This is a genomic window from Variovorax sp. IB41, assembly GCF_016405905.1.
Classification (GTDB): Bacteria; Pseudomonadota; Gammaproteobacteria; order Burkholderiales; family Burkholderiaceae_C; genus Variovorax.
On sequence record NZ_JAEFCB010000014.1, the window covers coordinates 85,732 to 110,984 of the forward strand.

A 25,253-nucleotide genomic window follows, 5' to 3' on the forward strand; every position below is an offset into this window, starting at 1 on the left:
GCGCGGGCACTTTTGCGTCAGATCAGGGGAACGGGCCGCAGGGGCCGCTCGAAGTAATCGCCCAGCGCTTCCAGCGCATGCGGCTCCAGGATGCGCAGCCACCCCGCATCGAGCTTGTAGAGCCCCAGGCGCTGCAGCCGCCGCAGCGTCTTGTTGGTGTGCACCAGCGAGAGCCCCAGCGCATCGGCGATGTGCTGCTGGTTGAATGGAAACTCCACCCAGCCGTCGCGCACCATGCCCACGCGCTCGGCGCGGCGGTACAGGTGCATGAGCAGCATGGCGATGCGCTCGCCCGCGTTGCGCCGGCCGGCGGTGACGAGGTTGTCGTCCACCATCTTTTCCTCGCGCGCGGCCAGCCAGGTGATGTCGTAGCCCAGCTTGGGCTGGGCGTGAAAGAGCGGCCAGAGCCGGTCGCGGGAGAAGGCGCAGAGCGTGGCGTCGGTCACGGCCTCCACGCCGTGCGTCTGGCCTTCGGCGAACTCGTCCTGCAGCCCTATGAAGTCGCCGGGCAGGAGGAAGCTCAGGATCTGCCGGCGCCCGTCGGTCAACGTCTTGTAGCGGAAAGCCCACCCCGAATAGAGGGTGAACAGCTGCGCGCTGGGCCGGTGCTCCTCGACGATGGCGCCGCCGGCCGCCACGCGCCGGGCGCCGACGCGGAACGACTGGATGGTCTTGAGTTCTTCCTGCGACGCGGGCAGGAACGCATCGAGCCGCCGCAGTGCGCAGTCGTCGCAGGGATTGGCACCTTGCGGCGGGGAAGCGGCTGCGGGGTAGTCGTCGAATCGCACGGCTCACTATAGGCGCTCCGGCCATGTCTTTTTACATTTCGCCGTGCGTCGCGGCTGTCTAGACTGCGCACCGTTTTCCCTTCCAGACGCATGACAGAACCACAGACGCTTCACGAGATTTTTTACTGCAGCGTGCTCGCGCAGGACTTGCCCGCCAACGCCGTGGGCGCCATCGTCAGCCAGGCGCGTGCACGCAACGCGGCGCAGGGCATCACCGGCCTCCTGGTCTTCGACGGCCTGCGGTTCTGCCAGCACCTGGAGGGGCCGCGCGAAGCGGTGGCGGCATTGATGCAGCGCATCGAATCGGACCCCCGGCACATCGAAGTGCGGGTGGTGCACCAGGGGCCGCTGCCAGCGCGCCGCTACAGCGGCTTCGGCATGGGGCTGGCCGAGAGCGAAGGCCCCGACCTCATGGCCGGCGTGCATGCCCTGGAGGGCGAGGCGGCCCTCAAGCACTTCCTGGCGCTGCGCTCCAGCTTCGACATCAACGGCTGAAATAGAAAAAACGGGGCGAAGGCCCCGCGCAAAAAGAAAAAGGCGGCCGAAGCCGCCTTTCCCGTCCATGGGAGCGCGTGGCCGTTCAGGCCTGGTCCCACGTGTAGGTGGCACCGTAGCCATCCCATGCTTCCATGACGATGCGCTGGCCGGCGGCCACCGCCATCGATTCGCCCGGTGCGAGCACCAGGTCTTCGCTGGGGTGGGCCAGCGTGGCGTCGGGCGTGATCCACACCCGGCCCTGCTTGACGCGCAGGACGCTGGCCGCCCGCGCCTTCAGGCTCATCGCCTCGCCGGGAGCGATCTGCCAGGCGCCACGGCGCACGGCCGCAGGCACGGTGACGGCGGTGCGGGCGGGAATGGACAGGGAAGCGAGCGATTCGGTGGTGCAGACGGCGGTGGACATGATGGAGACTCCTTGGGCTGTGCCGAAGTGCGATGCCAGGACGGTGGCAATGGCGCAGTTCGGGAATGAATGATCGTTTCTATGGCGTTGTGGGTCCAATGAAAACGAAGTAGCCTACTGATGCTGATACCGCATCAATCGACCCGACCGCCGGGCCGCCCCCGGAAGCTCCATCCATGCAACATTCGCAAACCCACCTGCGCTCCCGGCCCATCTCGGCCGGGCACCTGCGCGCCTTCGAGGCCGTCGCCCGGCACCTGAATTTCCGCGCCGCGGCCGAGGAAATGGCGCTGACCCAGTCGGCCGTGAGCCGGCAGATCCAGTCGCTGGAAGAGGAAGTGGGCGTGTCGCTGTTCCTGCGCCATACGCGGGCGGTGGAGCTGACCAGCGCGGGGGCGCAGCTGCTGCTCTCGGTGCAGCAGTCGCTGCCGCGCATCGACATGGCGGTGCGCCAGATCCGCCAGAGCGCGGGACGCAAGAGCGTGTCGCTCACCACGTTCGCGTCGTTCGCCTCGATGTGGCTGATCCCGCGGCTGGAGGTCTTCCAGCGCGACAACCCCGAGATCGACATCCGCATCGACGCGAGCGACGTGGCGGTGGACCTGGAAGTAGCCGACGTGGACATCGCCCTGCGCTACGGCCCGCGCGAGGCCATGCCGCCCACCGCGGTGCGCCTGTTCGGTGAAAACCTGACGCCGGTGGCCAGCCCCTGGCTCATCAAGAGCAGCCCGCCGATCAAGACGCCGGAAGACATCACCCGCTTCACGCTGATCGAGGCGGGCGACGCGCACCGCACACACCTGGAATGGCTGACCTGGCGGCGCTGGTTCGAAGTGAACGGTCTGGAGCGCGCGCAGCCCAAGCGCTGGCTCTATTTCAACTACGCCTACCAGATGGTGCAGGCCGCGCTCACCGGCCAGGGCGTGGTGCTGGCGCGCAGCTCGCTGATCGCCGAGAGCCTGGCCAACGGCGACCTGGTCGAGGTGCTGCCCCAGCACCGCATGGATTCACCGATGTCCTACTGGCTCATCGCCGGTCCGCGCAATGCGCTGCGGCCCGAGATCAAGGCCTTCTGGGACTGGCTGCTGCTGCAGGCCGGCACCACGCGTGGGACCATCGGCGAGGTGCCCGATCCGGACATGATCGACGATATCGATTGAGGCTTTTCAGCTCGTCGGCCAGACGACGCCGTTGTCGTTCAGGATCGCGTCCAGCGGCAGGTCGTGCGCCTCGGGCTCGAAGTCGTCCAGAAAGCCGTGCGTGAATCCGAGCCCCACCGTGAACGGCCGCGGCTCCAGCGCCGCCAGCGTGCGGTCGTAGAACCCGCCGCCGTAGCCCAGCCGGTACCCGCCAGCGCTGTAGCCCACGCAGGGCACGAACAGGAGGGTCGGCACGATGAGTTCGGTGTCCTTGGGCTTGGGAATGCCGTAGGCGTCTTCTTCCATCTGGCAGCCGGGGTACCAGGCATGGAAGGTGAGGGTCTTGTGGACCTTGTCGATCACGGGCAGTCCGATGCGGCGGCGCTGGGTTTCTTCCATCAGCTCGCCGTCTTCCTTCCAGCGGTGCAGCGCGGGCAGCGGATCGAACTCGCCCTTGATGGGCCAGTAGGCGCCGATCACGGTGTCGGGCCGGCCGACCAGCCAGATGCGCATGACGCGCTGCAGCAGGTCGGCGCGCGTCATCCGATCCGGCATGGCCAGGCGTTGTTCGATCAAGGCCTTGCGCAGTTGGTCCTTCAGAAAACTCGCCGTCGCCGAAGTGTCGGCACCCTTTGACTTGTCCATAATCCCCCGATGCAGTTCCCAAGCATTTTGGCATCCACGCGCAACCGCCCGCGCAACGCAACGCCAGCCGTTGCTTTTTCCCTCGTCCTCGCTGCCGCCGCACTGCTCTTTCACCCACCCGCCAGCGCACAGACCAACACCAACGACGACGTGCTGGTGCAGATGAAGCAGGCCTTCGGGCGCGGCGACAAGGCCCGCCTCACCGCCCTCCTGCCGCAAGCCCGCGGCCACGCGCTCGAGCCCTGGGCCGCCTACTGGGAACTGAAGGCCCGCCTGCAGGAAGCCCAGCCCAACGAAGTGCAGGACTTCTACGCCCGCTACCCCGGCACCTACCAGGAAGACCGCCTGCGCAACGACTGGCTGCTGCTGCTCGGCCAGCGCCGCGACTGGGACGGCTTTGCCGCCAACGTGGCCGGCTATCGCATGGGCGACGACGCGCAGGTGCGCTGCTATGCGATCCTGGCCGAGACGCTGCGCTCGGGCACCGCCACGCAGGCCCAGGCCGACGACGTGCGCCGCGCCTGGCTCGGCCAGAAGGACGCCGACGACGGCTGCCTCACCGCGGCCGACCGCATGGTCGCCTCCCGCCTCATGTCGCCCAACGACGCCTGGAAGAAGGCGCGCCTGGCCATCGAGGCCAACCGCCCGCAGGCCGCGCGCGGTGCCGTCACCATCGCCGCGCCCGATGCGCTGCCGCTCTTCGAGGAACTGAACGCCAGCTCGGCCAAGTTCCTCACCGGCCGCGCCTTCGTCGCCGCCAAGTCGCGCAAGGAACTGGTGGTGCTCGCGCTCATCAAGGTCGCGATCGCCGATCCGGACATGGCCGCTTCGCAGCTGGACAGCAAATGGGGCCCGATGCTCTCGGCCGAAGAGCGCAACTGGCTCTGGGGCGCCATCGGCCGCGCGGCCGCCAACAAGCTCTCGCCGCAGGCGGTGGGCTATTTCGCGAACGTGACGAAGAACGGCGACCTCTCGGACGACATGCTCGGCTGGCGCGTGCGCGCCGCGCTGCGCGCCGGCCAGTGGAAGGACGTGGCGCCCGCGATCAACGCGATGAGCGAAACCGCCCAGCTCGATCCGACCTGGGTCTACTGGAAGGCCCGGGCGCTCGCCACCGAACGCAGCGACGAGCGCCGCGCCCAGGCCCGCGAGCTCTACACGAGCATCGCCGGCACGCGCGGCTTCTACGAAATGCTCGCGCTCGAAGAGCTGGGCGAGCGCGTCGTCACGGCCACCCGGCCCGCACCGCTCACGCCCGAGGAAAAGGCCGCCGCGCGCGGCAACCTCGCGCTCAACCGCGGGCTCTACGCGATCGCGATCGGCCTGCGCTCCGAAGGCACGCGCGAGTGGAACTACGCCACCAACCTGCACGACAAGGGCGGCATGGACGACCGCGCGCTGCTGGCCGCGGCCGACTTCGCCTGCCAGCGCGAGGTGTGGGACCGCTGCATCAACACCAGCGAGCGCACCAAGGGCGCGATCGACGTGGAGCAGCGCTTTCCGATGCCCTTCCACGACACCGTGCTGCGCAAGAGCCAGGACATCGGCCTGGACCCGGCCTACGTCTACGGCCTCATCCGCCAGGAGAGCCGCTTCATCATGGACGCGCGCTCGGGCGTCGGCGCCTCGGGCCTGATGCAGGTCATGCCCGCCACCGCGCGCTGGACGGCCCGCAAGATCGGCATGGCCGACTTCACGCCCGGCCAGATCAACGACCGCGAAACCAACATCACCATCGGCACCAACTACCTGAAGCTGGCGCTGGACGATTTCGACGGCTCCATGGCGCTGGCCGCCGCCGCCTACAACGCCGGCCCGGGGCGCCCCCGCAACTGGCGTAACGGCCCGGTGCTCGACGCGGCGATCTGGGCCGAGAACGTGCCCTTCACCGAGACCCGTGACTACGTGAAAAAGGTGCTGGCCAACACCACGAACTACGCGGCGATCATCAGCGGCCGGCCGCAGTCGCTGAAGGAACGGCTGGGCCGCATCGGCCCGCGCGACGCCGCCGAATCGGAACCAAATAAGGACCTTCCCTGAGATGAGTTGGCACGACGAGGTGCTCGACACCATCGCCTCCGAGTTCTCGGACGTGACGGACGTCGCGCAGCTCACGCGCATCGTCGTTCGCCTCATGCTCGCGGCCATCCTGGGCTTTGTGCTGGGGTTCGAGCGCGAGCAGCAGGGCAAGGCGGCGGGGGTTCGCACGCACATGCTGGTGGCCATCGGCTCGGCGATGTTCGTGCTGATCCCGCAGCAGACGGGCATCGTGCCGGCCGACATGAGCCGCGTGATCCAGGGGCTGGTGGCGGGCGTGGGCTTTCTCTGCGCGGGCACCATCCTCAAGCAGGGCAAGGACGAATCGCACGTGCAGGGCCTCACAACCGCCGCCGGGCTCTGGATGACGGCGGCCATCGGCATGGCCTGCGGGCTGGGCCGCGAGGCGACCGCGGTGCTCAGCGCGCTGCTGGCGCTGGCGGTGCTGTCGCTGGTGCCGCGGCTGGTGAGCCTGCTCGAGCGCACCGTCGCGAAGAGCGACGACGCGCAAGATGCGCCGCGCGTGATCGCATCGACGGACGACAAGCCGCGCAACGGCTGACCGCGCCGCCGGCCCGCATCAATTCGCGCCGCGTTCGGCATCAATGGCCGCGCGCCGCGCGGCTAGCATCGAAGGCTTTGCACCGAACCGAACCGAAGGAACCCCCATGCGCAAGCTCTACATCGGCAACAAGAACTACTCGTCGTGGTCCATGCGCCCCTGGGTGCTCATGAAGCAGGCCGGCATCGCCTTCGACGAAGTGATGGTGCGCTTCGATTCGTTCGAGGCGGAGTCGCAGTTCAAGCACACCATCGCGCCGCTCAACCCCGTGGCCAAGGTGCCGGTGCTGGTCGATGGCGACCTGGTGGTCTGGGACACGCTGGCCATCGCCGAATACCTGGCCGAGACCTTTCCCGAGAAGCAGCTGTGGCCCAAGGCCGCGGCCGACCGGGCGCGCGCGCGCAGCATCTGCGCCGAGATGCATTCGGGTTTCGGGGGCCTGCGCGGTCACTGCGGCATGAACATCGAGGCGTCGCTGCCCGAAGTCGGCGCGAAGCTGCTCGAGGACGAGCCCGCCGTGCGCAGCGACCTGGACCGCATCGTGCAGATGTGGAGCGACCTGCTCGGCACCCATGGCGGCCCGCTGCTGTTCGGCGAATTCACCATCGCCGATGCGTACTTCGCGCCCATCGGCACGCGCCTGAAGACCTACGGCTTGCCGGTGCCGCCGGCCATCTCGGCCTACATCGAACGCGTGCAGGCGCTGCCCGGCATCAAGGCCTGGATCGACGAAGCGCTGGCGGAGAAGGATTTCCTGCAGTTCGAAGAGCCCTACCGCACGGGGCGGTAAGGCTTTCGGAGCAGGTGCCGGGACCGGTCAGAACCGGTAGGTTGCCGACAGGAAGGTGACGATCGGGTTGAGCTTCAGGCTCGCTTCGCTGCGCGCGACCGGAAGGCCCGTGATCGAGGTCGTCGTCAGCTTGGCCTTGGTCTTCAGCGGGATGTACGACACCGAGAACGAGATGCCCCAGTGCTTGTCGAACTGGTAGGAGACACCGGCATTGAGCACGGGCGCGAACGAGCTGTCGAGCTTGGCGGTGGTGTTCACCGCGTACGGCGACTGGCGGAACTGGCTGGCCAGCGCGCCCTGCAGGTTCGAGGTGAGCTTCACGTCGCTGTACCAGACATAGGTGGCGCCCAGGCCGACGAACGGACGGAAGGCGTCGTTGCCTTCGTTGAAGTTGTACTTGACCAGCACCGTGGGGCTCCACTGGCGGGCCTCGCCCAGTTCGCCCACGCGGGCCAGCGTGCCCTTGCCCTCGAGCTTGAACTTCGGCGGAACGCCCAGCACGCCTTCCACGGCCCAGTGGCTGTCGAGGAAGTAGGCCAGGCTCAGGCCGAGCGTGTCCGAGTCCTTGACGCTGGCGCCCGACCCCTGGAGCACGCTCTGCACCGGCGCCGTGACTGTGAGCGGCTTGCTCGAGTCCTGGGGCGCCAGGTGGAACCAGCCTGCCCCCGCGACCCAGTCGCCGGCGTTTTGCGCAAACGCACTGCCGGACGCCAAGGCACCCAGAGCCGCCAGCGCAAACATTGTTTTCTTCATGATGTGAATGCTCCTTTGGTTGAAAAATCCCCGCGAACGCGGTGCCGGCCCGTGGCGGGCGCTGCATTCGAGCAAATAAACGAACGTTCGTTCTGTTTGCAATTCGAATTATCGAACGCTCGTTCTATTTAGTGGGTGCGGGGTATCCCTATCTCGTATCCCAGGCTAATTCCGGGCTAATTCCGGGCTAGTTCCCGGCTCATTCGCGACCGCCCCATCTCTCTGCCTCCCTACACTGCGGCCATGAAAATCTTTCTCGTCGGCGGCGCCGTCCGCGACCGGCTGCTCGGGCGGCCGGTCTCCGACCACGACTGGCTGGTGGTCGGCGCCACGCCCGAAGACATGACCCGCCGCGGCTACCTGCCCGTAGGGCGCGACTTTCCGGTGTTCCTGCATCCGAAGACGCGCGAGGAGTACGCCCTGGCCCGCACCGAGCGCAAGAGCGCCCCCGGCTACCGCGGCTTCACCATCCACACCGCGCCCGACGTGACGCTGGACGAAGACCTCGCCCGGCGCGACCTGACCATCAACGCCATCGCGCTGCCGGCCGAGCTGGTGGGTGCCGACGGCCAGTTCGAACCCGACCCCGAAAAACTGGCCGACCCCTTCCACGGCCAGCGCGACCTCGAGGACCGGCTGCTGCGCCACGTGACCGACGCCTTCCGCGAAGACCCGGTGCGCATCCTTCGGGTGGCGCGCTTCGCCGCCCGCTTCGACGATTTCTCGGTCGCGCCCGAAACCATGCAACTGATGCGCGAGATGGTCCACGCCGGCGAGGCCGATGCACTGGTGCCCGAGCGCGTCTGGCAGGAACTCGCGCGCGGCCTCGCGGAAACGCGCCCCTCGCGCATGTTCGAGGTGCTGCGCGAATGCGGCGCCCTCGCCGTGCTGCTGCCCGAGGTCGACCGCCTCTGGGGCGTGCCGCAGCCCGAGGCCCACCACCCCGAGATCGACACCGGCGTGCACCTGATGATGGTCGTGGACACCAGCGCGCGGCTTGCGGCCAGCTTGCCGGTGCGCTTCGCCTGCCTGATGCACGACCTGGGCAAGGGCACCACGCCCGCCGACGTGCTGCCGCGCCACATCGGCCACGAAAAGCGCAGCGTCGAGTTGCTGCACGCGGTGTGCGACCGCTGGCGCGTGCCGGTCGAGATCCGCGAGCTGGCCGAGGTGGTCGCGCGCGAGCACGGCAACGTGCACCGCAGCGGCGAGCTCGATGCGGCGCCGCTGGTGCGCCTCCTGGAGCGCTGCGACGCCTTCAGGAAGCCCGCGCGTTTTGCCGAAGTGCTGCTGGCCTGCGAATGCGATGCGCGCGGCCGGCTCGGTTTCGAGGACAGGCCTTATCCGCAGCGCGAGCGCCTGCTCGCCGTGCTGGCCACCGCCGCGGCCGTGCCCACCGACGTGGTCGCGCGCAAGGCACAGCAGTCCGGCGCCACCGGTCCGCGCATCGGAGAAGCGATCCACCGCGCGCGCATCGACGCGGTCGCCGCCTCGCTGGCCTGAACAAGGCGAAGGGAAGATGCGAAAAGCGCTGCCCTGCCCCGCGCGGTGCATGGCCTTTTGATGAAGCGCCGCACCGGGAGGAGCGTCCGCGCGCTTCCGGTTTTGGCCGACACGCGGCGGCGGACGCCCGTGTTATGGTTTTTCCCAATGCCAAAGTCCTCCGACAGCAACGCGCAGTTGCCCCCTCCGCTGGGCCGGAACGCCGCCCTTTTCCTCGACTTCGACGGCACGCTGGTCGGCCTTGCGCCCACCCCCGAGGCCATCGAGATTCCCCCCGCGCTCGTCGCTCTCCTGAGCGACCTGCGCGACCAACTGGGCGGCGCGCTGGCCGTGGTGTCGGGCCGCCAGATCGACTCGATCGACCGCTTTCTCGCGCCGCTGCGGCTGCCCGCGGCCGGCGAGCACGGCGTGCAGCGCCGCGATGCCAAGGGCCACATGCAGGAGCAGCACGCGCCCGATCTCGTGCCCATCCTGGACATCGCCAACGAACTCGCGCGCGTGCACGAAGGCCTGCTGGTGGAGCGCAAGCACGCCGCCATCGCGTTGCACTACCGGCTCGCGCCGCAGCTGGAGGCGGTGTGCCGCGACGCGATGTCGCGCGCCATCGAGGGCCGGCCGGCGCTCGAACTGATGCACGGCAAGTTCGTCTTCGAGGTGAAGCCCGCGGGCGTCAACAAGGGCATCGCCATCGACGCCTTCATGACCGAGGCGCCCTTCGCGGGCCGCGTGCCGGTGTTCGCGGGCGACGACACCACCGACGAGAGCGGCTTCGCGGTCGTGCAGCCGCGCGGCGGCATCGCGATCAAGGTCGGCTCGGGGCCGAGTCTGGCGCTGCACCGGCTCGAATCGCCGCGCGCGGTGTACGAGTGGCTGGTGCAGGCGCGCGACATGCTCGTGGCGCCACCCGCATCGCCACCGCCGCCTGCCTCCAGGGTCGAAGAAAACACCGAACAGAAAACCGAAGACCCCAGGAGCCCCGGATGAGCGAAGAACAATTGTCGAAGGCGCCCGAGGACCGCGCCGGCGAGGCGCTGGCCGACGCTGCCGGTCCCGACGACCGCGCGCCGGTCGACGTGAAGGCCGCCGCCGCACCCGGCCCGCGCGGCTTCGCACCGCCGGCCGAGCCGTCGCTCAACGTCGGCGTGATCGGCAACTGCGCCTACAGCGCGCTCATCGATGCGCGCGGCCGCGCGGTCTGGTGCTGCCTGCCGCGCTTCGACGGCGATCCGGTGTTCAACGCGCTGCTGCATCCCGGCGACGGCGCGGGCGCATGGAGCATCGACATCGAGGACTTCGCCGAGGCCAAGCAGTGGTACGAGCCGAACACGGCCGTGCTGCGCACCCAGCTCTTCGACAGCGCCGGCCAGGGCATCGAGATCACCGATTTCGCGCCGCGCTTCTACAGCCGCTCGCGCTACTTCCGCCCGCTCATGATGGTGCGCCGCGTGCGGCCGATCGCGGGCGCGCCGCGCATCCGCGTGTCGCTCGATCCGCGCTTCCAGTGGGGGGCCTCGGAACCCATCGAGGTCACGCGCGGCAGCAACCACATCCGCTACGTCGGGCCCGACGTGACGCTGCGCCTGAACACCGACGCATCGATCTCGCACATCCTCGCGCGCCAGCCCTTCGTGATCTCGCGCGAGTACAACTTCATGTTCGGCGTGGACGAGACGCTGCTGGACGGCATCGCCGACACCGCGCGCAAGTTCGAGCAGGAAACCATCGCCTACTGGCGCACCTGGAGCAAGCGCCTGGCGATCCCCTTCGAGTACCAGGACGCGGTGATCCGCGCGGCCATCACGCTCAAGCTCTCGCTCTACGAGGACACCGGCGCCATCGTCGCGGCCATGACCACCAGCATCCCCGAGGCGCCGGGCAGCCAGCGCAACTGGGACTACCGCTACTGCTGGCTGCGCGATGCCTTCTTCGTGGTGCGCGCGCTCAATTCGCTGAGCGAAGTGGGCACGATGGAGGACTACCTGCGCTGGCTGGGCAACGTAGTGATCGGCTCGCACGGCGAGCACATCCAGCCCCTCTACGGCATCGGGCTGGAGCGGGAGCTGCCCGAGTCGTTCGTCGAGGGCCTGCCCGGCTACCGCGGCATGGGCCCGGTGCGCGTGGGCAACCAGGCGCAGGAGCATTTCCAGCACGACGTGTACGGCAACATCGTGCTCGGCGCGGCGCAGGCCTTTCACGACCACCGGCTGCTCGCCCGCGCGGGGGTGGCGGAGTTTCCGCACCTGGAGGCGGTCGGCGAACAGGCGGTGCGCGTCTACGGCACGCCCGACGCCGGCATGTGGGAGCTGCGCACGCGCGCACGCGTGCACACCAGCTCGGCGCTGATGAGCTGGGCCGCCTGCGACCGGCTCTCCAAGATCGCGCGCACCCTGGAGCTGCCCGAGCGCGCCGCCTACTGGCACGGCCACGCCGCGCGCATGAAGGAAGAGATCCTCGCCAAGTCGTGGTGCGAAGAGCGCCAGGCCTTCGCCGAGAGCTTCGGCGGCCATGAGCTGGACGCGAGCATCCTGCTCATGGTCGAGGTGGGCCTGATCGACGCGCGCGATCCGCGCTTCATCTCCACCGTCGATGCGATGGAAAAGTCGCTCTGCGATGGCCCCTACATGCGCCGCTACGAAGCGGCCGACGATTTCGGCAAGCCCGAGACCGCCTTCAACATCTGCACCTTCTGGCGCATCGACGCACTTGCCAAGATCGGCCGCAAGGCCGAGGCACGCCAGATCTTCGAGACCATGCTCGCCGCGCGCAATCCGCTGGGCCTGCTCTCGGAAGACACCCACCCGGTCACGGGCGAGATGTGGGGCAATTTTCCGCAGACCTATTCGATGGTCGGCATCATCAATGCGGCTGTGCGTCTGTCCGCCCCCTGGGATTCCTGCATATGACAACAACAGCCCCCCGGCTTTTCACTCGCTTCGCTCCTGTAACTCCACCCCCCGGGGGGGAGGCGCGGCCCGGCGGCGGCCGCAAGGAGGCGCCATGAGTCGCCTTGTCGTCGTTTCCAACCGCGTGGCCGACCCACGCAAGCCCGCCGCCGGCGGCCTGGCCGTCGCCCTGGGGGAGAGCCTGCAGCAAAGCGGCGGCCTCTGGTTCGGCTGGAGCGGCCAGATCGTGGAGGACGGCCCCACGGGCGAGGGCGAACTGCACAAGCAGCAGGCCGGCAAGGTCACGCTCGCCACCATCGACCTGAGCCGCGAGGACCACGACAGCTATTACCTCGGCTACAGCAACGACGTGCTCTGGCCCGTGTTCCACAACCGCCTGGACCTGGCCCACTTCGACGCCGGCTTCATCGGCGGCTACCGGCGCGTGAACCAGCTGTTCGCGCGCAAGCTGCTGCCGATGCTGAAGGACGACGACGTCATCTGGATCCACGACTACCACCTGATGCCGCTGGCCGCCGAGCTGCGCGCGATGGGCTGCAGGCAGCGCATCGGCTTTTTCCTGCACATTCCGCTGCCGCCGCAGATCATCGTGGCGGCCATTCCGCAGCACGAGTGGCTGATGCGCTCGCTGTTCTCCTACGACCTGATCGGCTTCCAGGCCCAGCAGGACGTGCAGCACTTCGAGCACTATGTGCGCAACGAAGCGCATGGCGAATACCTGGGCAACGAGATGTACCGCGCCTACGGGCAGACGGTGCGCTGCAGCGCATTTCCGATCGGCATCGACGTCGACGAATTCGCGGCGCTCACGCACGCCAAGGAATCGCGCGACATGTACGAGACGATGAAGCGCGAGTACTCGAGCCGGCGCCTCCTCCTGGGCATCGACCGGCTCGACTACTCCAAGGGCATTCCGCAGCGCGTGCGCGCATTCCGCGAACTGCTCGCCAACTACCCCGAGAACCGGCGCAGCGCCACGCTGATCCAGATCGCCTCGCCCACGCGCGAGACGGTCGACGCGTATGGCGACATCCGGCGCGAACTCGAATCGCTGTGCGGCGCGATCAACGGCGACTACGGCGAACTCGACTGGATGCCGGTGCGCTACATCCACCGCATGGTGGCGCGCAAGCGCGTGCCGGGCCTGTGCCGCGCTGCGGCGGTCGGACTGGTCACGCCATTGCGCGACGGCATGAACCTCGTTGCGAAGGAGTACATCGCGGCGCAGGACCCGGCCGATCCGGGTGTGCTGGTGCTGTCGCGTTTTGCCGGCGCGGCCGAGCAGTTGAAGGAAGCGCTGCTGGTCAATCCATACGACACGCACGGCACGGCCGAGACCGTGCAGCAGGCGCTTCAGATGCCACTGGAAGAGCGGCGCGAGCGGCACCAGAAATTGCTGTCGCGCATCCGCGAGCAGGACATCCACTGGTGGCGGCGGACCTTTCTGGACGCATTGCGCGAGGCGGCCAGCGAACGCTGAGGTTTGCTGTTCGGGGCGGCGATCGCGCCGACGGGGTACCTTGCTCCGCGAATGTCCCCCGGGCTTCGCCCTCCTCCTTGATTTCGCTGCGCAAGGCACCCCATCGGCGCGCTCGCTTTCAGAGCACTGGTTGATCAGCGATACACCAGCAGCGCGTCCAAGTGCGCAGGGCATCGGGTGCTCCCCGCAGCGAAATCAAGGAGGAGGCCGCAGGCCGGGGGACATTCGCGGAGGGGAGTACCCGGTGGCCTGCGCACGCCGCCCTGAATGCCCCTTACCAGCCAGTGAGCAGCCGCACGAAGCGCATCACCGGCCGAGCCTCCGAATAAGCAGAAACCGGCGACACCTTCGGCGCATGCACCCGCAGGTGTGCAGAGGTCAGCGCAGACACCTCGATCCACCCGCCGTGCGTCAGGCGATGCACGTCGCCTTCATCGAGCGCCGTCTCGCTCATGAACACCGTGCCGCCGAACCAGCCCGGCGGCGACACGAGCCGCACGCGCCCTTCTGCCACCTGCAGCCAGGTGCCCGCATCGACGCAGGTGCGCAGGGACTGGCCGGGCTCCAGGACGATGGAGTCGGGTGCTTGGGACAGGGTGGTGATCATGGCGGGCCTCGAAGGTGAGTGAGTGAACGAGCGGATGAAGAAGCGGTTCGGCGAGTCCAGATCGTAGAAATTCGGGCGCTCAAAAAACAGGCACAAACATTGGCTATTCGCACCGGAACAGTCAGGCGTCGGCCCATCTGTTATGGTCGTTTTCCCGTTCAACTGCATCTGTTTTCGGATGCCCGTTTGGGGGAGCATCGACGCCATGGACTCGCTACCGCTCTACCGGCAACTCGCAGCGCACTACGTGGACGCGATCCACACCGGCTCGCTCAAGCAGGGCGACAAGCTGCCCTCGCTGCGCGGCCTCATGCGCCTGCACGACATCAGCCTCTCGACCGCGCTGCAGCTGTGCCGCGCGATGGAGAGCGACGGCTGGGTCGAGGCGCGCGACCGCTCGGGCTACTTCGTGCGCCGGCCGCAGCGCCTGGCCATCGCGCCGATGGAGGAGCCCGTGGCCGACGTGCCGCCGGACCCCGCGCAGTTCGTCAGCATGCGCACCCGCATGGCCAACTTCATGGCGCGCGGGCGGCACGCGGGCGTGAAGCTCAACTTCGCCATCGCGCGCGCCGCGCCCGAGCTGTACCCGGCCGAGGCCCTGCGCAATTCCATGACGCGGGCGCTGCGCCAGCGGCCCGAACTGCTGACCACCGCCTCGTCCCAGAAGGGTCACGAGCAATTCCGCGAGGCCGTGGCGCAGCGCAACCTGCGCGTGGGCATGACGGTGTCGCCCGACGAGGTGTTGGTCACCAACGGCTGCATCGAGGCGCTGAACCTCGCATTGCGCGCGGTCGCCAAGCCCGGCGACACCGTGGCCGTGGAGTCGCCCACCTTCTACGGCCTGCTGCAGGTGCTCGAGAGCCTGGGCATGCGCGCGCTGGAGATTCCGACCAGCCCGCAGACCGGCATCTCGATCGAGGCGCTGGACCTGGCCATCCACACCTACGACGACATCAAGGCCGTGGTGGTGGTGCCGCACCTGCAGAACCCCATCGGCAGCGTGATGCCGGATGCACACAAGCAGCGGCTCGTGCAGCTGTGCGAGAGCCATGGCATCGCGCTGGTCGAGGACGACACCTACAGCGACCTGGTGGAGACCGAGGTGCCGCTGCGCGCAGTGAAGTCGTGGGACCGCACGGGCAACGTGATCTATTGCGCTTCGCTGCACAAGGTGCTCGCACCGGGCCTGCGCCTGGGCTGGATCACCGCCGGGCGCTGGCACGCGCAGGTGGAAATGCTCAAGTACGCGCAGACGCGCAACAACGAGGCGCTGGCGCAGATCGCCGCGGGCGAGTTCATCGCGAGCGGCGCCTACGACCGGCACCTGCGGCGCCTGCGCGACCGGCTGCATGTGCAGCGCGACCAGACGGCGGACGCCATCGCGAAGTACTTTCCGCCCGGCACGCGGCTGAACCTGCCGCGCGGCGGCCTGCAGCTGTGGGTCGAGCTGCCCGAGCAGCGCTCGTCGATCACCGTGTTCGAGGCCGCGCTGCGCGAGCACATGCTGGTGTCGCCGGGCGCGCAGTTCTCCAACTCGGGGCGCTTCGACAACTACCTGCGCATCAACTGCGGCTGGCCGTATTCGAAGGCGGTGGACGCGGGGCTGCAGCGGCTGGGCGAGATCGTGTCGGCCACGCGCAAGACGCCGCGCGCGCCAGCTGCCTAACCTGCCAACCTGCCTAGACGATGTAGAAAACGACGGCGTCGCGTCGCGCAGCCGCCTCGGCGAAGAAGCGCTTCACGCCTTCCAGGAAGTCCGCGAGGTCTTCGGTGCCGCTTTGCCAGGCTTTCGCCCAGTAGAGCTCGGCGAACTGCGCCGGCTCGCCGGTGAAGCGCGCCATCGCGTCCGGCACGCTGCGCCGCGCGAGCCGTGCCGCAGCGCGCTCGACGTGGCTGGCCGTGAGGTAGATGCAGCCCAGGCCCTCGGTGCCTTCGAGCTGCTCGCCGTCCACGGCTTCGGGCAGCAGCGCGCGCACCACGTCCCAGGCCTGCTCGACCGTCTGGCTGGCGTGCGGGCCGCCCTTGTTCGCTGGCGTGTGGAAGAGAAAGCCCGAGACGCTGGCCGGATCGATGACCAGTTCGCGCAGCCGGTAGCGGTCGAAGGCGTAGAACGCGCCCCCGATGCTCACGTGCTCGGCTCCAGCCGCGCGGCCCGCGCGACCGCCGCCAGCGCGAGGCTCACGTTGTCGATGTTGCGCTGCGCATTCGCGAGGTTGCCCAAGTGGTCCGGCGCGCAGATCTGGTTGAGCAGCAGCGTGCGCTTGAAGTGCCTGAGCGCTTCGCGCAGGTCGCCCTCGTCCTGCGCGATCAGGCCCAGGTCGTTGTGCGCGGTGGCCGCGCTGGTGGAAATGCCCCGGCAGCTGCGCTCCTGGATGGCCAGCGCGCGCTCGAACAGGGGCTTGGCATGCTCGGACTCGTTGCGCGCCATGTGCAGCTGGGCGAAGTTGATCAGGAGGTCGGCGTGCAGGTCGGCATCGCCCTCCCCTTTGTCTTCCGACGCGAGCTTGTCCAGGTGCACCATGGCCCGCGCATAGCAGAGCTCGGCCTTCTGGTCCTGGTCGGTGTTGGCGTAGAGAAACGCGAGGTTGTTGAAGGCGCGCACCACTTCGTCGGTCGAGTTGCCCTTGCTCAGCGCGACGGCCATCGCAATGGTCTTCTTGTAGAGAACCTCCGCCTCGTCCGAGCGCCCCGCGCCGGCGTGCAGCAGCGCGAGCGTGTTGCTCGGGCCGAGCCGCCAGCTGTCGTCCAGGCCCAGCTGATCGATGATGGCCAGGCTCTCGTCCAGCAGGGAGACGGCCTTGTCGTGCCATTGCAGCTGCCGGCAGAACTCGGCATGGCTCACGAGGTGGAACACGACGGCTTCGCCGAGCCCGCCGCACAGCTGGCGGCTGGTGTGGACGGCCTCGGCGCAGAGCCGCTCGGCGAGCGCGAGGTCGCGCCGCTCGAAGGCCGCCTTGTAGCGCCGCTCCTGGTCTTCGAGCAGGCCCAGCAGCACGGTGTCGTCGCCGGTGCGGCCGTCCGTGGAAAGGTGTGCGGGGAGGTTCGCGGGCAGGTGCGCACGGCGCCGGCGCGCGGCGGCATGCTCGCCGATGCCGGCCAGGGTCATGGCCAATGCCTTGCGGACGATCTCCATGTCCTCGGCCGGCATGCCGATCTGGCGGCCGATGGCGAGGCTTTCTTCAAGGCTGGCCTTGGCCTCGTCGAAGGCCTTGAACTGGTAGCAGGCCTGGCCGTGCATGCACAGCGACATCGCCAGGTTCTGGTGCGGTCCCTTGAAGACCTTGCGCGCGTTGGCGACGATCAGCTCGCCCAGCGCCACGGCCCGGGCCCAGTCGTGCATTTCGGCGGCGGCGACGAAGCGCTCGCGCAACTCGTCGGCCTGGCCGAGCGCCTGGAGGTCGTAGGCCTTGGCGGCCCGGTGGCGGGCGGCGTCGAGCGCTTCCTGCCGCTTGAGCTGGACGTAGACCCAGTAGATGTCCACCAGCAGCCAGGACAGGAGCAGGGCCAGCCCGACGCGCGCGCCCGGCAGCCCGGTCGCTGCGAAGAGGCACAGCAGCAGTTGCGCCGCCGCGCCCAGGTAGCTGCGCAGGTAGAACCGATGCGCCCCGAGGAAGCCGCCCACCAGCAACAGCAGGTAGGCGAACGGCTTGCGGCGGGGCGTCGGGATGCGCATGGTTCGCCGAGGGTATTGCGGCGCGGCCGCTCAGTCCAGCAAAGCCAGCGCGGCGTAGTCGCCGACCTTCTCGCCGAGCCCCGCGGGCACGAGCAGCACGCCGCGGGTGAGCGGCATCAGCTTGCCGTCGATCTGCGCCTGCAGCCGGGGCAACAGGAAATCGCGGTGGTGCCAGAACACGCTGCCGCCCAGGCTGATGCGCTGCAGGTCCAGCGTGATGATCATGTTGTAGAGCATGCGGCCCATCACGCGGCACAGCGCATCGACGATTTCCAGCGCATGCGGCTCGCCGGCCGAGGCGGCCGAGAACAGGTCCGCAGCGGGTTGGCCGAAGCGGCGCGAGATCGAATTGCCGGCGACCAGCGCTTCGACATCGCCCAGGTTGCCGCAACCGCACAGGGCGCCGCTTGCATCGTCGGCCACGAAGCTGTGTCCCGCATGGCCCGCATTGCCGTTCTTGCCGCGCAGCGCACGGCCGTCCACGCACAGGCCCACGCCGACGCCGGTGCTCCAGGTGGCATAGGCGCAGTGATCGAATCCCTTGAGCGCGCCCCAGTGGCGCTCCGCCTCGAGCCCGGCCACCGCATCGTTCTCGACGCGCACCTGTCCGAAGCGCTGCGCCAACGGGGCTTCGATGATCGCGGTCATCCACTGGTTGGGCAGACCGCGAGCCGGGCCGGCGATGCCGCCGCAGATGTTGGGCGTGGCCAGTTCGACCATGCCGTCGCGCAACTCGAAGGGCCCGGTCGACGACACGCCCACGCGGTCGATCGCGGCCGGATCGACGCCCTGCTCGGCGCAGACCTCGTCGATCATCCGCATGATCTGCACCGCCACGGCGTCGTTGTCGCCGGTCTTGGCGGTCGGCTCGCTGCGGCGGCCGACCAGCGGCGCATCGCTCGAGGGGGAAAGGCTCACGGCGACCTTGGTGCCGCCGATGTCAACGCAGGCTCTCATTGCGGTTTGTCTTTTCTCTACAGGAGGCGCGCCACCAGCGCCGCGATCATGCTGAGCACCACGGTGCTCCCGATCGGCAACTGCCAGTCGCGGCCGAAGGCGCGAAACTCGAAATCGCCGGGCAACCGTCCGAAGCCGAAGCGGCGCAGCCAGGCGGTCAGCCCGCTCATGAGCAGCAGCGCAAGGACGACGACGATCAGCCAGCGGAACATGGGGAGAGTCTAGGCCGCGAGGATCGCCATGGCTTGTCGGTGAAGTTCGGGCGTTGCGGCCGCGATGACCCGGCCGTCGGACTTCAGGTTCAGCGGCTGCCCCTGCCAATCGGTGATGACGCCGCCCGCAGCTTCGATCAGCCCGGCGGGGCCGAGGTAATCGTAGGGCTGCAGGCCGGTTTCCACCACCAGGTCGATGGTGCCGCCGGCCAGTTGGGCGTAGCCGTAGCAGTCGCCACCGAAGCGGCGCATCGCGCACTGGCGGCTCAACCGGTCGAAGGCCTGCCAGTCGGCCGGCGCGAAGATGTCGGGCGAGGTGGTGACGATGCGGGCCTTGGCCACCTCGGTGCAGTTGCTCACGCGCACCGGCTGGCCGTCGCGCGTGGCGCCCTGGCCGGCCCGGCCGATCCAGCGTTCTTTCAGCACCGGCATGTCGATCATGCCCAGCACCACGCGCTCGCCCTGCAGCACGCCGATCAGCGTGCCCCAGAGCGGCGAGCCGGTGATGAAGCTGCGCGTGCCGTCGATCGGGTCGAGCACCCAGATGCGTCCCGCGTCCAGCCGCTCGGCGCCGTGCTCCTCGCCGTAGATGCCGTCCGCCGGCACGCGCGCGCCGAGGATCTCGCGCATCGCCGTCTCCGCCGCGCGATCGGCCAGCGTGACGGGGCTCTCGTCGGCCTTGGTGATGATGTCCAGTGGCGTGCGGAAATAGTGCAGCGCCTTTGCGGCGGCCGCATCGGCCAGCGCCTCTGCAATCGATGACAGATCGGGAGTGGGAGAGCTCATGGGAGAGAGTGAACGCGTGCCAAAACTGCGATTAGACCCGAGCCCACGCGGGTTTGACACGACAAGGGCTGTCGCCCTAGCATGGCGCGAAAATTGCCAGGGATAGAACCAATGGCCTCCTTAAGATTCCTGCGCGCCGCGCTCCTCACCCTGCTCCTTGGCGCCTTCGCCGCGCTGGCCCAGGCCACGCCCTCCGACGCCGAGGGAAAGCTGATCGACACGCTGATCCAGCGCGTCTCCAGGATGAGCGCCATGGTGTTCCTGCGCAACGGCAACGAATACAACGCCGCCGATGCCGCCAAGCACATGCAGGCGAAGTACGACTACTTCAAAAAGGAACTGGCCACGGCCGAAGACTTCATCGAGCGCTGCGCCTCGCGCTCCGAGATGACCGGGCAGGCCTACAAGGTGAAGCTCGACAACGGCGCGGTGCGCGACGCCAACGAGTTCCTCAACAGCGAGTTGCGCGCGCTGCGGCAGCAGGCGAAGAAATCGAGCGGTTGAGCCAGCAGCCGCTCTAGCGCTGCTGGCCCCAGCGCCGCACGGTCAGCCGCTCCAGCGTCTTGAAGCCCAGGCTTTCCACCAGGAGGCCGATCAGCACCACCATCGCGAGACCCGCGAACACGCGGTCGGTGTAGAGCTCGTTGCGGTTCTGGAAGATGTACCAGCCCAGCCCGCCCTTGCCCGAGGAGGCGCCGAACACCAGCTCGGCCGCGATCAGCGTGCGCCACGCGAAGGCCCAGCCGATCTTCAAGCCCGAAAGAATCGACGGCAGCGCGGCCGGCACCAGGATCTGCAGCACGTAGCGCAGGCCCTTGAGCCCGTAGTTGCGCCCGGCCATGCGCAGCGTCTCGGGCACGCCCTGGAAGCCCGCATAGGTGTTGAGCGCGAGCGGCCACAGCACCGAATGAATCAGCACGAACACCAGGCTCCCGCGGCCGAGGCCGAACCACAGCAAGGCGAGCGGCAGCAGCGCGATGGCGGGCAGCGGGTTGAACATCGACGTGAGCGTGTCCAGCAAATCGCGGCCGATCTGCGTCGATACCGCCAGCGTGGTGAGCGCGAAGGCCAGCAGCACGCCGGCCAGGTACCCCTGCAGCAGCACGGCCAGCGAGATGCGCACCTTCTCGATCAGCTCGCCGCTCGCGAGCCCTTCGAACAGCGCCGATGCGGTGGCGGTGAAGGTGGGCAGCAGCAGGTCGTTGTTCTGCCAGCGCGCCGCGAGCTCCCAGAGCACGGCGATGACGGCGAGGATCAGGCCCTTGCGCAACCAGGCCTGCGACCAGATGCGCACGCCGAGTGGCAGCGTGCGCTCGACGGCCAGTTCGGTGAAGGGCTCGAGCGTGCGCTCGTACTCGGGCCGGATCGGCGGGACGATGGCGCTCATGCCACGGCCTCCGCGTGTTCTTCCTCGAACAGCATGTCGTGGATGCGCTGCGCCGTGCCCTGGAATTCGGCGCCGCCCAGACTCGCGAGCGAAAAGCCGTGGCTGTTGACCTCCGCGCGCATGCGCCCCGGATGCGGCGACATCAGCGCCACGCGGTTGCCCACCACCAGCGCCTCTTCGATGGAGTGCGTGACGAAGAGCAGCGTGAAGCGCACTTCGTCCCACAGCTCGAGCAGCTCCTGCTGCATCTTGCGGCGCGTGAGCGCATCGAGCGCGGCGAAGGGCTCGTCCATCAAGAGCACGCGCGGCTGCATTGCAAGCGCGCGGGCGATGGCCACGCGCTGCTTCATGCCGCCCGAGAGCTGGTGTGGATGCACGTCGGCGAATTTGGCCAGGCCCACCTTGTCCAGGTAGTGCAGCGCGCGTTCGTTCGCTTCTTTCTTGCCGAGCGTTCGGGAGGCGAGCAGCGGGAACATGACGTTCTGCTTCACGGTCTTCCACGGCGGCAGCTGGTCGAACTCCTGGAACACGACGATGCGGTCGGGGCCGGGCTGCGTCACGCGCTGGCCGTCCAGGCGGATCTCGCCTTCGACCGGCGCGATGAACCCGCCCACCGCCTTCAGCAGCGTGGACTTGCCGCAGCCCGAGGGGCCGAGCAGCACGAAGCGATCGGCCGCGTGCACGTCGAAGCTCACACGGTGCGTGGCGCGCACGACGCGCTCGGGGGTGCGGTATTCGAGGCTCACGCCGTCGACCTGGAGCAGCGGCGCCGTGTCTTGTTCCCTCTCCCGCTCACGCGAGAGGGTTGGGGTGAGGGCGGGTGGCGATGCCAGAGGCTCCCCCCTCACCCCCGCCCTCTCCCGATGGGAGAGGGAGTCACCCCGCGAATCCAGGACGGCCGCGTTGCTCACTCAGTTCCCCGAAGCGTTCTGCGCGTCGTCGAAGAAATAGTCCTTCACCGACGCCGGCTTGTTCTTGATCGCGCCCACGCGGTGCATGAACTCCGCCAGCGCGTAGGTGTTCTGCGGCGTGGTCTTGAACTGCACTTCGGGGTTCTTGATGATCTTCAGAAGCAGCTCGCGATCAAGCTTGGCGTTGCTCACCTTCAGGTAGATGTCGGCGGCCTTCTCGGGGTTGGCCGTGACGAACTTCGCCGCCTCGTCGAGCGCATCGACGAAGGCCTTGTAGGTCTTGGGGTTCTCGTTGCGGAATTTCTCGGTGGCATAGAGCACCGTGGCCGAGGCCGGACCGCCGAGCACCTGGTACGAATTGAGCACGATGTGCGCATTCGGATTGCCCGCCAGTTCCTGCTCCTGGAACGGCGGATTGCCGAAGTGGCCGGTGATCTCGGTGCCGCCCTTGATGATGGCCGCGGCCGCGTCGGGGTGCGGAATGGCCACGCTGATCTTGTCCAGGCGGTTGAATTCCTTGTCGCCCCAGAGCTTGGCCGAGGCGAACTGCAGCACGCGCGACTGCACCGACACGCCCACCGCAGGCAGCGCGATGCGGTCCTTCTCGGTGAAGTCGGCGATCGTCTTCACGTTCGGGTTGTTGCTCACCAGGTAGTAAGGGAAGTTGCCCAGCGACGCCACGCCCTTGACGTTCTGCTTGCCCTTGGTGCGGTCCCACAGCGTGAGGAGCGGGCCGACGCCCGCACCCGCGATCTCGATGTTGCCGGACAGCAGCGCATCGTTCACCGCCGAGCCGCCCGAGAGCTTGATCCACTCGACCTTGGCATCGACGCCCGCGGCCTTGGCATGCTTCTCGATGAGCTTCTGCTCCTGCGCGACGTTGAGCAGCAGGTAGACGATGCCGAACTGCTCGGCGATGCGGATCTGGCCCTCGGCGTGCGCCGCGAGGCTGCCGGCGAGGAGGCCGAGGCCGGTAACGAATGCAGCGGCCTTGCGTGTGAAGCGGTTCATGGAAAGCGGTCCGGAAAAAAGAACGATCGAAAAGGATCAGAAAGGCGTGTCGCCCACGATGGTGGTGCGGTTCAGGCGCCGGCGCAGGTGGTCCGGCGTGCCTGCGGCCAGGTGCATCAGCGAGCGGTTGTCCCAGAACACGAGGTCGTGCGGCGCCCAGGTGTGGCGGTACACGAACTCGGGCTTCACGCTGTGCGCGAACAGCTCGGCCAGCAGCGCATCGCTCTCGTCCTGCGGCAGGCCGACGATGCGCGTCGTGAAATGCTCGCTCACGAAGAGCGCCTTGCGGCCGGTCTCCGGATGCGTGCGCACCACCGGCTGCACGGCGGGCGCGACCTGGTCGATCTGCGCCTGCGAGAGCTTGGGCCGCCACGGGTTCTTCGCGCGCAGCTCGTCGTACTTGGCGAGGTAGCTGTGCTCGGCTTTCAAGGGCAGGATGCGTTGCTGCAGCTCGCCCGGCAGCGATTCCCATGCGAGATGCTGGTCGGCGAAGAGCGTGTCGCCGCCTTCGCTCGGCAGCTCCTGCGCATGCAGCAGGGAGCCGAGGCTCGGCTTGGTCTTGTACGAGATGTCGGAGTGCCAGTACACGCCCGCATCGCCCAGGCCGATGGGCTCGCCGTTCTCCTTGATGTTGGAGACGATCAGGATCTCGGGGTGGTTCTTGAGCTGGAACTGATGCAGCACATGGATTTCGAGCGGGCCGAAACGGCGGCTGAATTCAATGTGCTCGGCGGGGGTGACCTGCTGGTCGCGGAACACCACGACGTGATGGTCCAGGTGGGCGCGGTGGATGCGTGCGAAGTCTTCGGCGTTGATCGGCTTGGAGATATCGAGGCCGACGATTTCGGCGCCGACCGGGGCGGCGAAGGGGCGCACTTCGAAGTGCTGCGCGGCGGCCTCGGGTTCGTGGGAGAGAACGGCAGTCATGCCGGGAATGTAGGGGCCGGCCTTTCGTTTCCCAACGAACTCTTCGTTGCTAGCTTATGACTTGTTTTTTGTTTTGAAGTCGGGGGCCGGGTCTCGAGAAGCCAACGAAGCAGCAAAGAGAACTTCACAGCGTATGGCTGCGATCCCCTTCAACAAACCCCATCGCATCCCACGGCGCGCCGACTGCGAAACCAATCACCTTGAAGAGCTCCCCCATCTCATGCTCATGGATGAGGCGCGCCGCCATCGCCCGCTCCGCAGTCGTCCCCTGCTCCATCTTCGACAGCAACCCGCAGTTCAGCAGAAACCGCGCCTGGCTCGTGTACCCCAGCACCTCGAGCCCCGCATCCTGCCCCGCCAGCGCGATCCCGGTGAAATCCACGTGCGCGGTGATGTCCTTGTAGCCCACGTCGGCCAGCGGATCGCCATCGGCCTGGTGCGCCCGGTGGCACATCACCGTTCCCATGTGCCGCTGCGGGTGGTAGTACTCGCTCTCGGGAAAGCCGTAGTCGATGAGAAAGGCCGCGCCCTTGTCCAGCCGGTCTGCCAGCGTGGCGATGAAGGCCTGCGCCTGCGGATGGATCTCCGTGAGGTAGTCGTGCTCGCCGGGCACATCGACCGGCGGGCGCAGGTCGGTCGCGCGATCGGCCCAGGTCCAGCCGTCGTTGCCCGCATTGCGCACCACGCCGCGCTCGAACCACAGGCCTTTCACGCGCGCCAGCAGTTGCACGGGCATCGCATCGAGCACCTCGTTGCCGACCACCACGCCCTGCATCTTCTCGGGCAGTTCGCCGAGCCATTCGACGCGGTCCGCATAGCGCACCAGCGCCTGCTGCTGGCGCTCGCGCAAGGTGCCCGAGAGATCGACGATGCGGTAGCGCACGTCGCTGCGGCCCATCTCGTCGAGCGCGTGCAGCAGCTGCACCGCCAATGCGCCAGAGCCGGCGCCGAATTCCCAGACGGTGTCGGTGCCGGTTTTTTCCAGCGCTTCGGCCACCTGCGCGGCCAGCGTCTGGCCGAACATCGGCGTGAGCTCGGGGGCGGTCACGAAGTCGCTGCCCGATGAAGGCATGTGGCCGAACTTGGCCGAGGTGTTGGCGTAGTAGCCCAGGCCCGGCGCGTACAGGGCGAGCGCCATGAAGCGATCGAAGCCGATCCAGCCGCCCGCGCGCTCGACGGAGCGGGCGATCAGGTGGTCCAGGGCGGTGGGTAAACTGTTCGGGGTCTTGGTCGTCACCCCCCCATTCTCCCTCTGTCTTTCTCTCTCCTCGCCTCTCTCCT

Annotated in this window: 26 protein-coding genes; 11 read left to right on the plus strand and 15 right to left on the minus strand. The window is 68.1% G+C overall.

Features of this window, described 5'->3' with window-relative positions; genetic code table 11:
• Nucleotides 1-17: 17 nt before the first annotated feature.
• Nucleotides 18-788 carry a Crp/Fnr family transcriptional regulator gene (locus JC881_RS22785; RefSeq protein WP_198787954.1) on the minus strand — a complete coding sequence of 257 codons (771 nt, stop codon included), beginning with the start codon at nt 786-788 and terminating at the stop codon, nt 18-20.
• A gap of 90 nt (nt 789-878) precedes the next feature.
• On the opposite strand from JC881_RS22785, the gene JC881_RS22790 reads away from it, so the two are divergent.
• A complete protein-coding gene (locus tag JC881_RS22790; protein WP_198787955.1) occupies nt 879-1,283 on the plus strand; it encodes a BLUF domain-containing protein in 405 nt (134 codons plus the stop codon).
• Nucleotides 1,284-1,368: 85 nt separating this feature from the next.
• Here JC881_RS22790 and JC881_RS22795 read toward each other — a convergent pair whose 3' ends face one another.
• Nucleotides 1,369-1,689 (minus strand): DUF2917 domain-containing protein, encoded by a 321-nt coding sequence (locus JC881_RS22795; RefSeq protein ID WP_198787956.1) that lies wholly within the window; start codon nt 1,687-1,689, stop codon nt 1,369-1,371.
• 176 nt (nt 1,690-1,865) lie between these two features.
• Between JC881_RS22795 and JC881_RS22800 the strand changes: the two genes are divergently transcribed.
• Nucleotides 1,866-2,849 (plus strand): LysR substrate-binding domain-containing protein, encoded by a 984-nt coding sequence (locus JC881_RS22800; protein WP_198787957.1) that lies wholly within the window; start codon nt 1,866-1,868, stop codon nt 2,847-2,849.
• 6 nt (nt 2,850-2,855) lie between these two features.
• Here JC881_RS22800 and JC881_RS22805 read toward each other — a convergent pair whose 3' ends face one another.
• Nucleotides 2,856-3,473 (minus strand): 5-formyltetrahydrofolate cyclo-ligase, encoded by a 618-nt coding sequence (locus JC881_RS22805; protein WP_198787958.1) that lies wholly within the window; start codon nt 3,471-3,473, stop codon nt 2,856-2,858.
• A 9-nt stretch (nt 3,474-3,482) separates the two neighbouring features.
• Between JC881_RS22805 and JC881_RS22810 the strand changes: the two genes are divergently transcribed.
• The 3 genes from JC881_RS22810 to JC881_RS22820 all read left to right on the plus strand — a co-directional run bounded on the left by JC881_RS22810 (nt 3,483) and on the right by JC881_RS22820 (nt 6,862).
• Entirely contained in the window at nt 3,483-5,513 is a 2,031-nt protein-coding gene (locus tag JC881_RS22810; protein WP_198787959.1) for a lytic transglycosylase domain-containing protein, read from the plus strand.
• A 1-nt stretch (nt 5,514) separates the two neighbouring features.
• On the plus strand, nt 5,515-6,072 hold the full coding sequence (locus JC881_RS22815) for an MgtC/SapB family protein (RefSeq protein WP_198787960.1): 558 nt from the start codon (nt 5,515-5,517) through the stop codon (nt 6,070-6,072).
• 106 nt (nt 6,073-6,178) lie between these two features.
• On the plus strand, nt 6,179-6,862 hold the full coding sequence (locus JC881_RS22820; RefSeq protein WP_198787961.1) for a glutathione S-transferase family protein: 684 nt from the start codon (nt 6,179-6,181) through the stop codon (nt 6,860-6,862).
• Between the two features lie 27 nt (nt 6,863-6,889).
• Here JC881_RS22820 and JC881_RS22825 read toward each other — a convergent pair whose 3' ends face one another.
• Nucleotides 6,890-7,615 carry an OmpW/AlkL family protein gene (locus JC881_RS22825; RefSeq protein ID WP_198787962.1) on the minus strand — a complete coding sequence of 242 codons (726 nt, stop codon included), beginning with the start codon at nt 7,613-7,615 and terminating at the stop codon, nt 6,890-6,892.
• Nucleotides 7,616-7,858: 243 nt separating this feature from the next.
• Between JC881_RS22825 and JC881_RS22830 the strand changes: the two genes are divergently transcribed.
• The 4 genes from JC881_RS22830 (at nt 7,859) to otsA (ending at nt 13,501) form a co-directional block, all read left to right on the plus strand.
• Complete coding sequence (locus tag JC881_RS22830) at nt 7,859-9,118, plus strand: multifunctional CCA addition/repair protein (protein ID WP_198787963.1); 1,260 nt, start codon at nt 7,859-7,861, stop codon at nt 9,116-9,118.
• 147 nt (nt 9,119-9,265) lie between these two features.
• Nucleotides 9,266-10,102, plus strand: coding sequence for a trehalose-phosphatase (gene otsB, locus JC881_RS22835; RefSeq protein ID WP_198787964.1), 837 nt, complete (start codon nt 9,266-9,268; stop codon nt 10,100-10,102).
• Entirely contained in the window at nt 10,099-12,021 is a 1,923-nt protein-coding gene (locus tag JC881_RS22840) for a glycoside hydrolase family 15 protein (protein WP_198787965.1), read from the plus strand. Before otsB ends, JC881_RS22840 begins: the two co-directional genes overlap by 4 nt.
• Before the next feature lie 94 nt (nt 12,022-12,115).
• Nucleotides 12,116-13,501, plus strand: coding sequence for an alpha,alpha-trehalose-phosphate synthase (UDP-forming) (gene otsA, locus JC881_RS22845; protein ID WP_198787966.1), 1,386 nt, complete (start codon nt 12,116-12,118; stop codon nt 13,499-13,501).
• Between the two features lie 274 nt (nt 13,502-13,775).
• Here the strand turns inward: otsA and JC881_RS22850 are convergent, their stop codons facing one another.
• Nucleotides 13,776-14,108: a hypothetical protein gene (locus tag JC881_RS22850; protein ID WP_198787967.1), complete on the minus strand. Its 333-nt coding sequence runs from the start codon at nt 14,106-14,108 to the stop codon at nt 13,776-13,778.
• Between the two features lie 205 nt (nt 14,109-14,313).
• Here JC881_RS22850 and JC881_RS22855 point away from each other — a divergent pair, with 205 nt between their 5' ends.
• Nucleotides 14,314-15,774, plus strand: a complete 1,461-nt coding sequence (locus JC881_RS22855; protein ID WP_198787968.1) for an aminotransferase-like domain-containing protein — start codon at nt 14,314-14,316, stop codon at nt 15,772-15,774.
• Between the two features lie 13 nt (nt 15,775-15,787).
• On the opposite strand, the gene JC881_RS22860 is transcribed toward JC881_RS22855, so the two are convergent.
• Genes JC881_RS22860 through hisN form a run of 5 tightly spaced genes read right to left on the minus strand, consistent with a single transcriptional unit; the run spans nt 15,788 to nt 19,736 of the window.
• Entirely contained in the window at nt 15,788-16,237 is a 450-nt protein-coding gene (locus JC881_RS22860) for a DUF1877 family protein (RefSeq protein WP_198787969.1), read from the minus strand.
• Nucleotides 16,234-17,781 carry a tetratricopeptide repeat protein gene (locus tag JC881_RS22865; protein ID WP_198787970.1) on the minus strand — a complete coding sequence of 516 codons (1,548 nt, stop codon included), beginning with the start codon at nt 17,779-17,781 and terminating at the stop codon, nt 16,234-16,236. Before JC881_RS22865 ends, JC881_RS22860 begins: the two co-directional genes overlap by 4 nt.
• A 30-nt stretch (nt 17,782-17,811) precedes the next feature.
• Nucleotides 17,812-18,738: an ROK family protein gene (locus JC881_RS22870; protein WP_198787971.1), complete on the minus strand. Its 927-nt coding sequence runs from the start codon at nt 18,736-18,738 to the stop codon at nt 17,812-17,814.
• Between the two features lie 17 nt (nt 18,739-18,755).
• Complete coding sequence (locus tag JC881_RS22875; RefSeq protein WP_198787972.1) at nt 18,756-18,950, minus strand: DUF2905 domain-containing protein; 195 nt, start codon at nt 18,948-18,950, stop codon at nt 18,756-18,758.
• Nucleotides 18,951-18,959: 9 nt separating this feature from the next.
• Nucleotides 18,960-19,736 (minus strand): histidinol-phosphatase, encoded by a 777-nt coding sequence (hisN, locus tag JC881_RS22880; protein ID WP_198787973.1) that lies wholly within the window; start codon nt 19,734-19,736, stop codon nt 18,960-18,962.
• Between the two features lie 111 nt (nt 19,737-19,847).
• On the opposite strand from hisN, the gene JC881_RS22885 reads away from it, so the two are divergent.
• Nucleotides 19,848-20,240, plus strand: a complete 393-nt coding sequence (locus tag JC881_RS22885; RefSeq protein ID WP_198787974.1) for a DUF5329 family protein — start codon at nt 19,848-19,850, stop codon at nt 20,238-20,240.
• A gap of 13 nt (nt 20,241-20,253) precedes the next feature.
• On the opposite strand, the gene JC881_RS22890 is transcribed toward JC881_RS22885, so the two are convergent.
• From JC881_RS22890 to JC881_RS22910, 5 genes are all read right to left on the minus strand, one after another.
• Nucleotides 20,254-21,123 carry an ABC transporter permease gene (locus tag JC881_RS22890; protein WP_198787975.1) on the minus strand — a complete coding sequence of 290 codons (870 nt, stop codon included), beginning with the start codon at nt 21,121-21,123 and terminating at the stop codon, nt 20,254-20,256.
• The gene (locus JC881_RS22895; protein ID WP_443083370.1) at nt 21,120-21,956 is read right to left on the minus strand and encodes an ABC transporter ATP-binding protein; all 837 of its coding nucleotides are present in this window, start codon (nt 21,954-21,956) and stop codon (nt 21,120-21,122) included. The genes JC881_RS22890 and JC881_RS22895 overlap by 4 nt, the downstream gene beginning before the upstream one ends.
• Nucleotides 21,957-22,034: 78 nt before the next feature.
• The gene (locus tag JC881_RS22900; RefSeq protein WP_198787976.1) at nt 22,035-23,045 is read right to left on the minus strand and encodes an ABC transporter substrate-binding protein; all 1,011 of its coding nucleotides are present in this window, start codon (nt 23,043-23,045) and stop codon (nt 22,035-22,037) included.
• A gap of 36 nt (nt 23,046-23,081) precedes the next feature.
• Complete coding sequence (locus JC881_RS22905) at nt 23,082-23,972, minus strand: TauD/TfdA dioxygenase family protein (protein ID WP_198787977.1); 891 nt, start codon at nt 23,970-23,972, stop codon at nt 23,082-23,084.
• 124 nt (nt 23,973-24,096) lie between these two features.
• Nucleotides 24,097-25,209 (minus strand): class I SAM-dependent methyltransferase, encoded by a 1,113-nt coding sequence (locus tag JC881_RS22910; RefSeq protein WP_198787978.1) that lies wholly within the window; start codon nt 25,207-25,209, stop codon nt 24,097-24,099.
• Between the last annotated feature and the right edge of the window lie 44 nt (nt 25,210-25,253).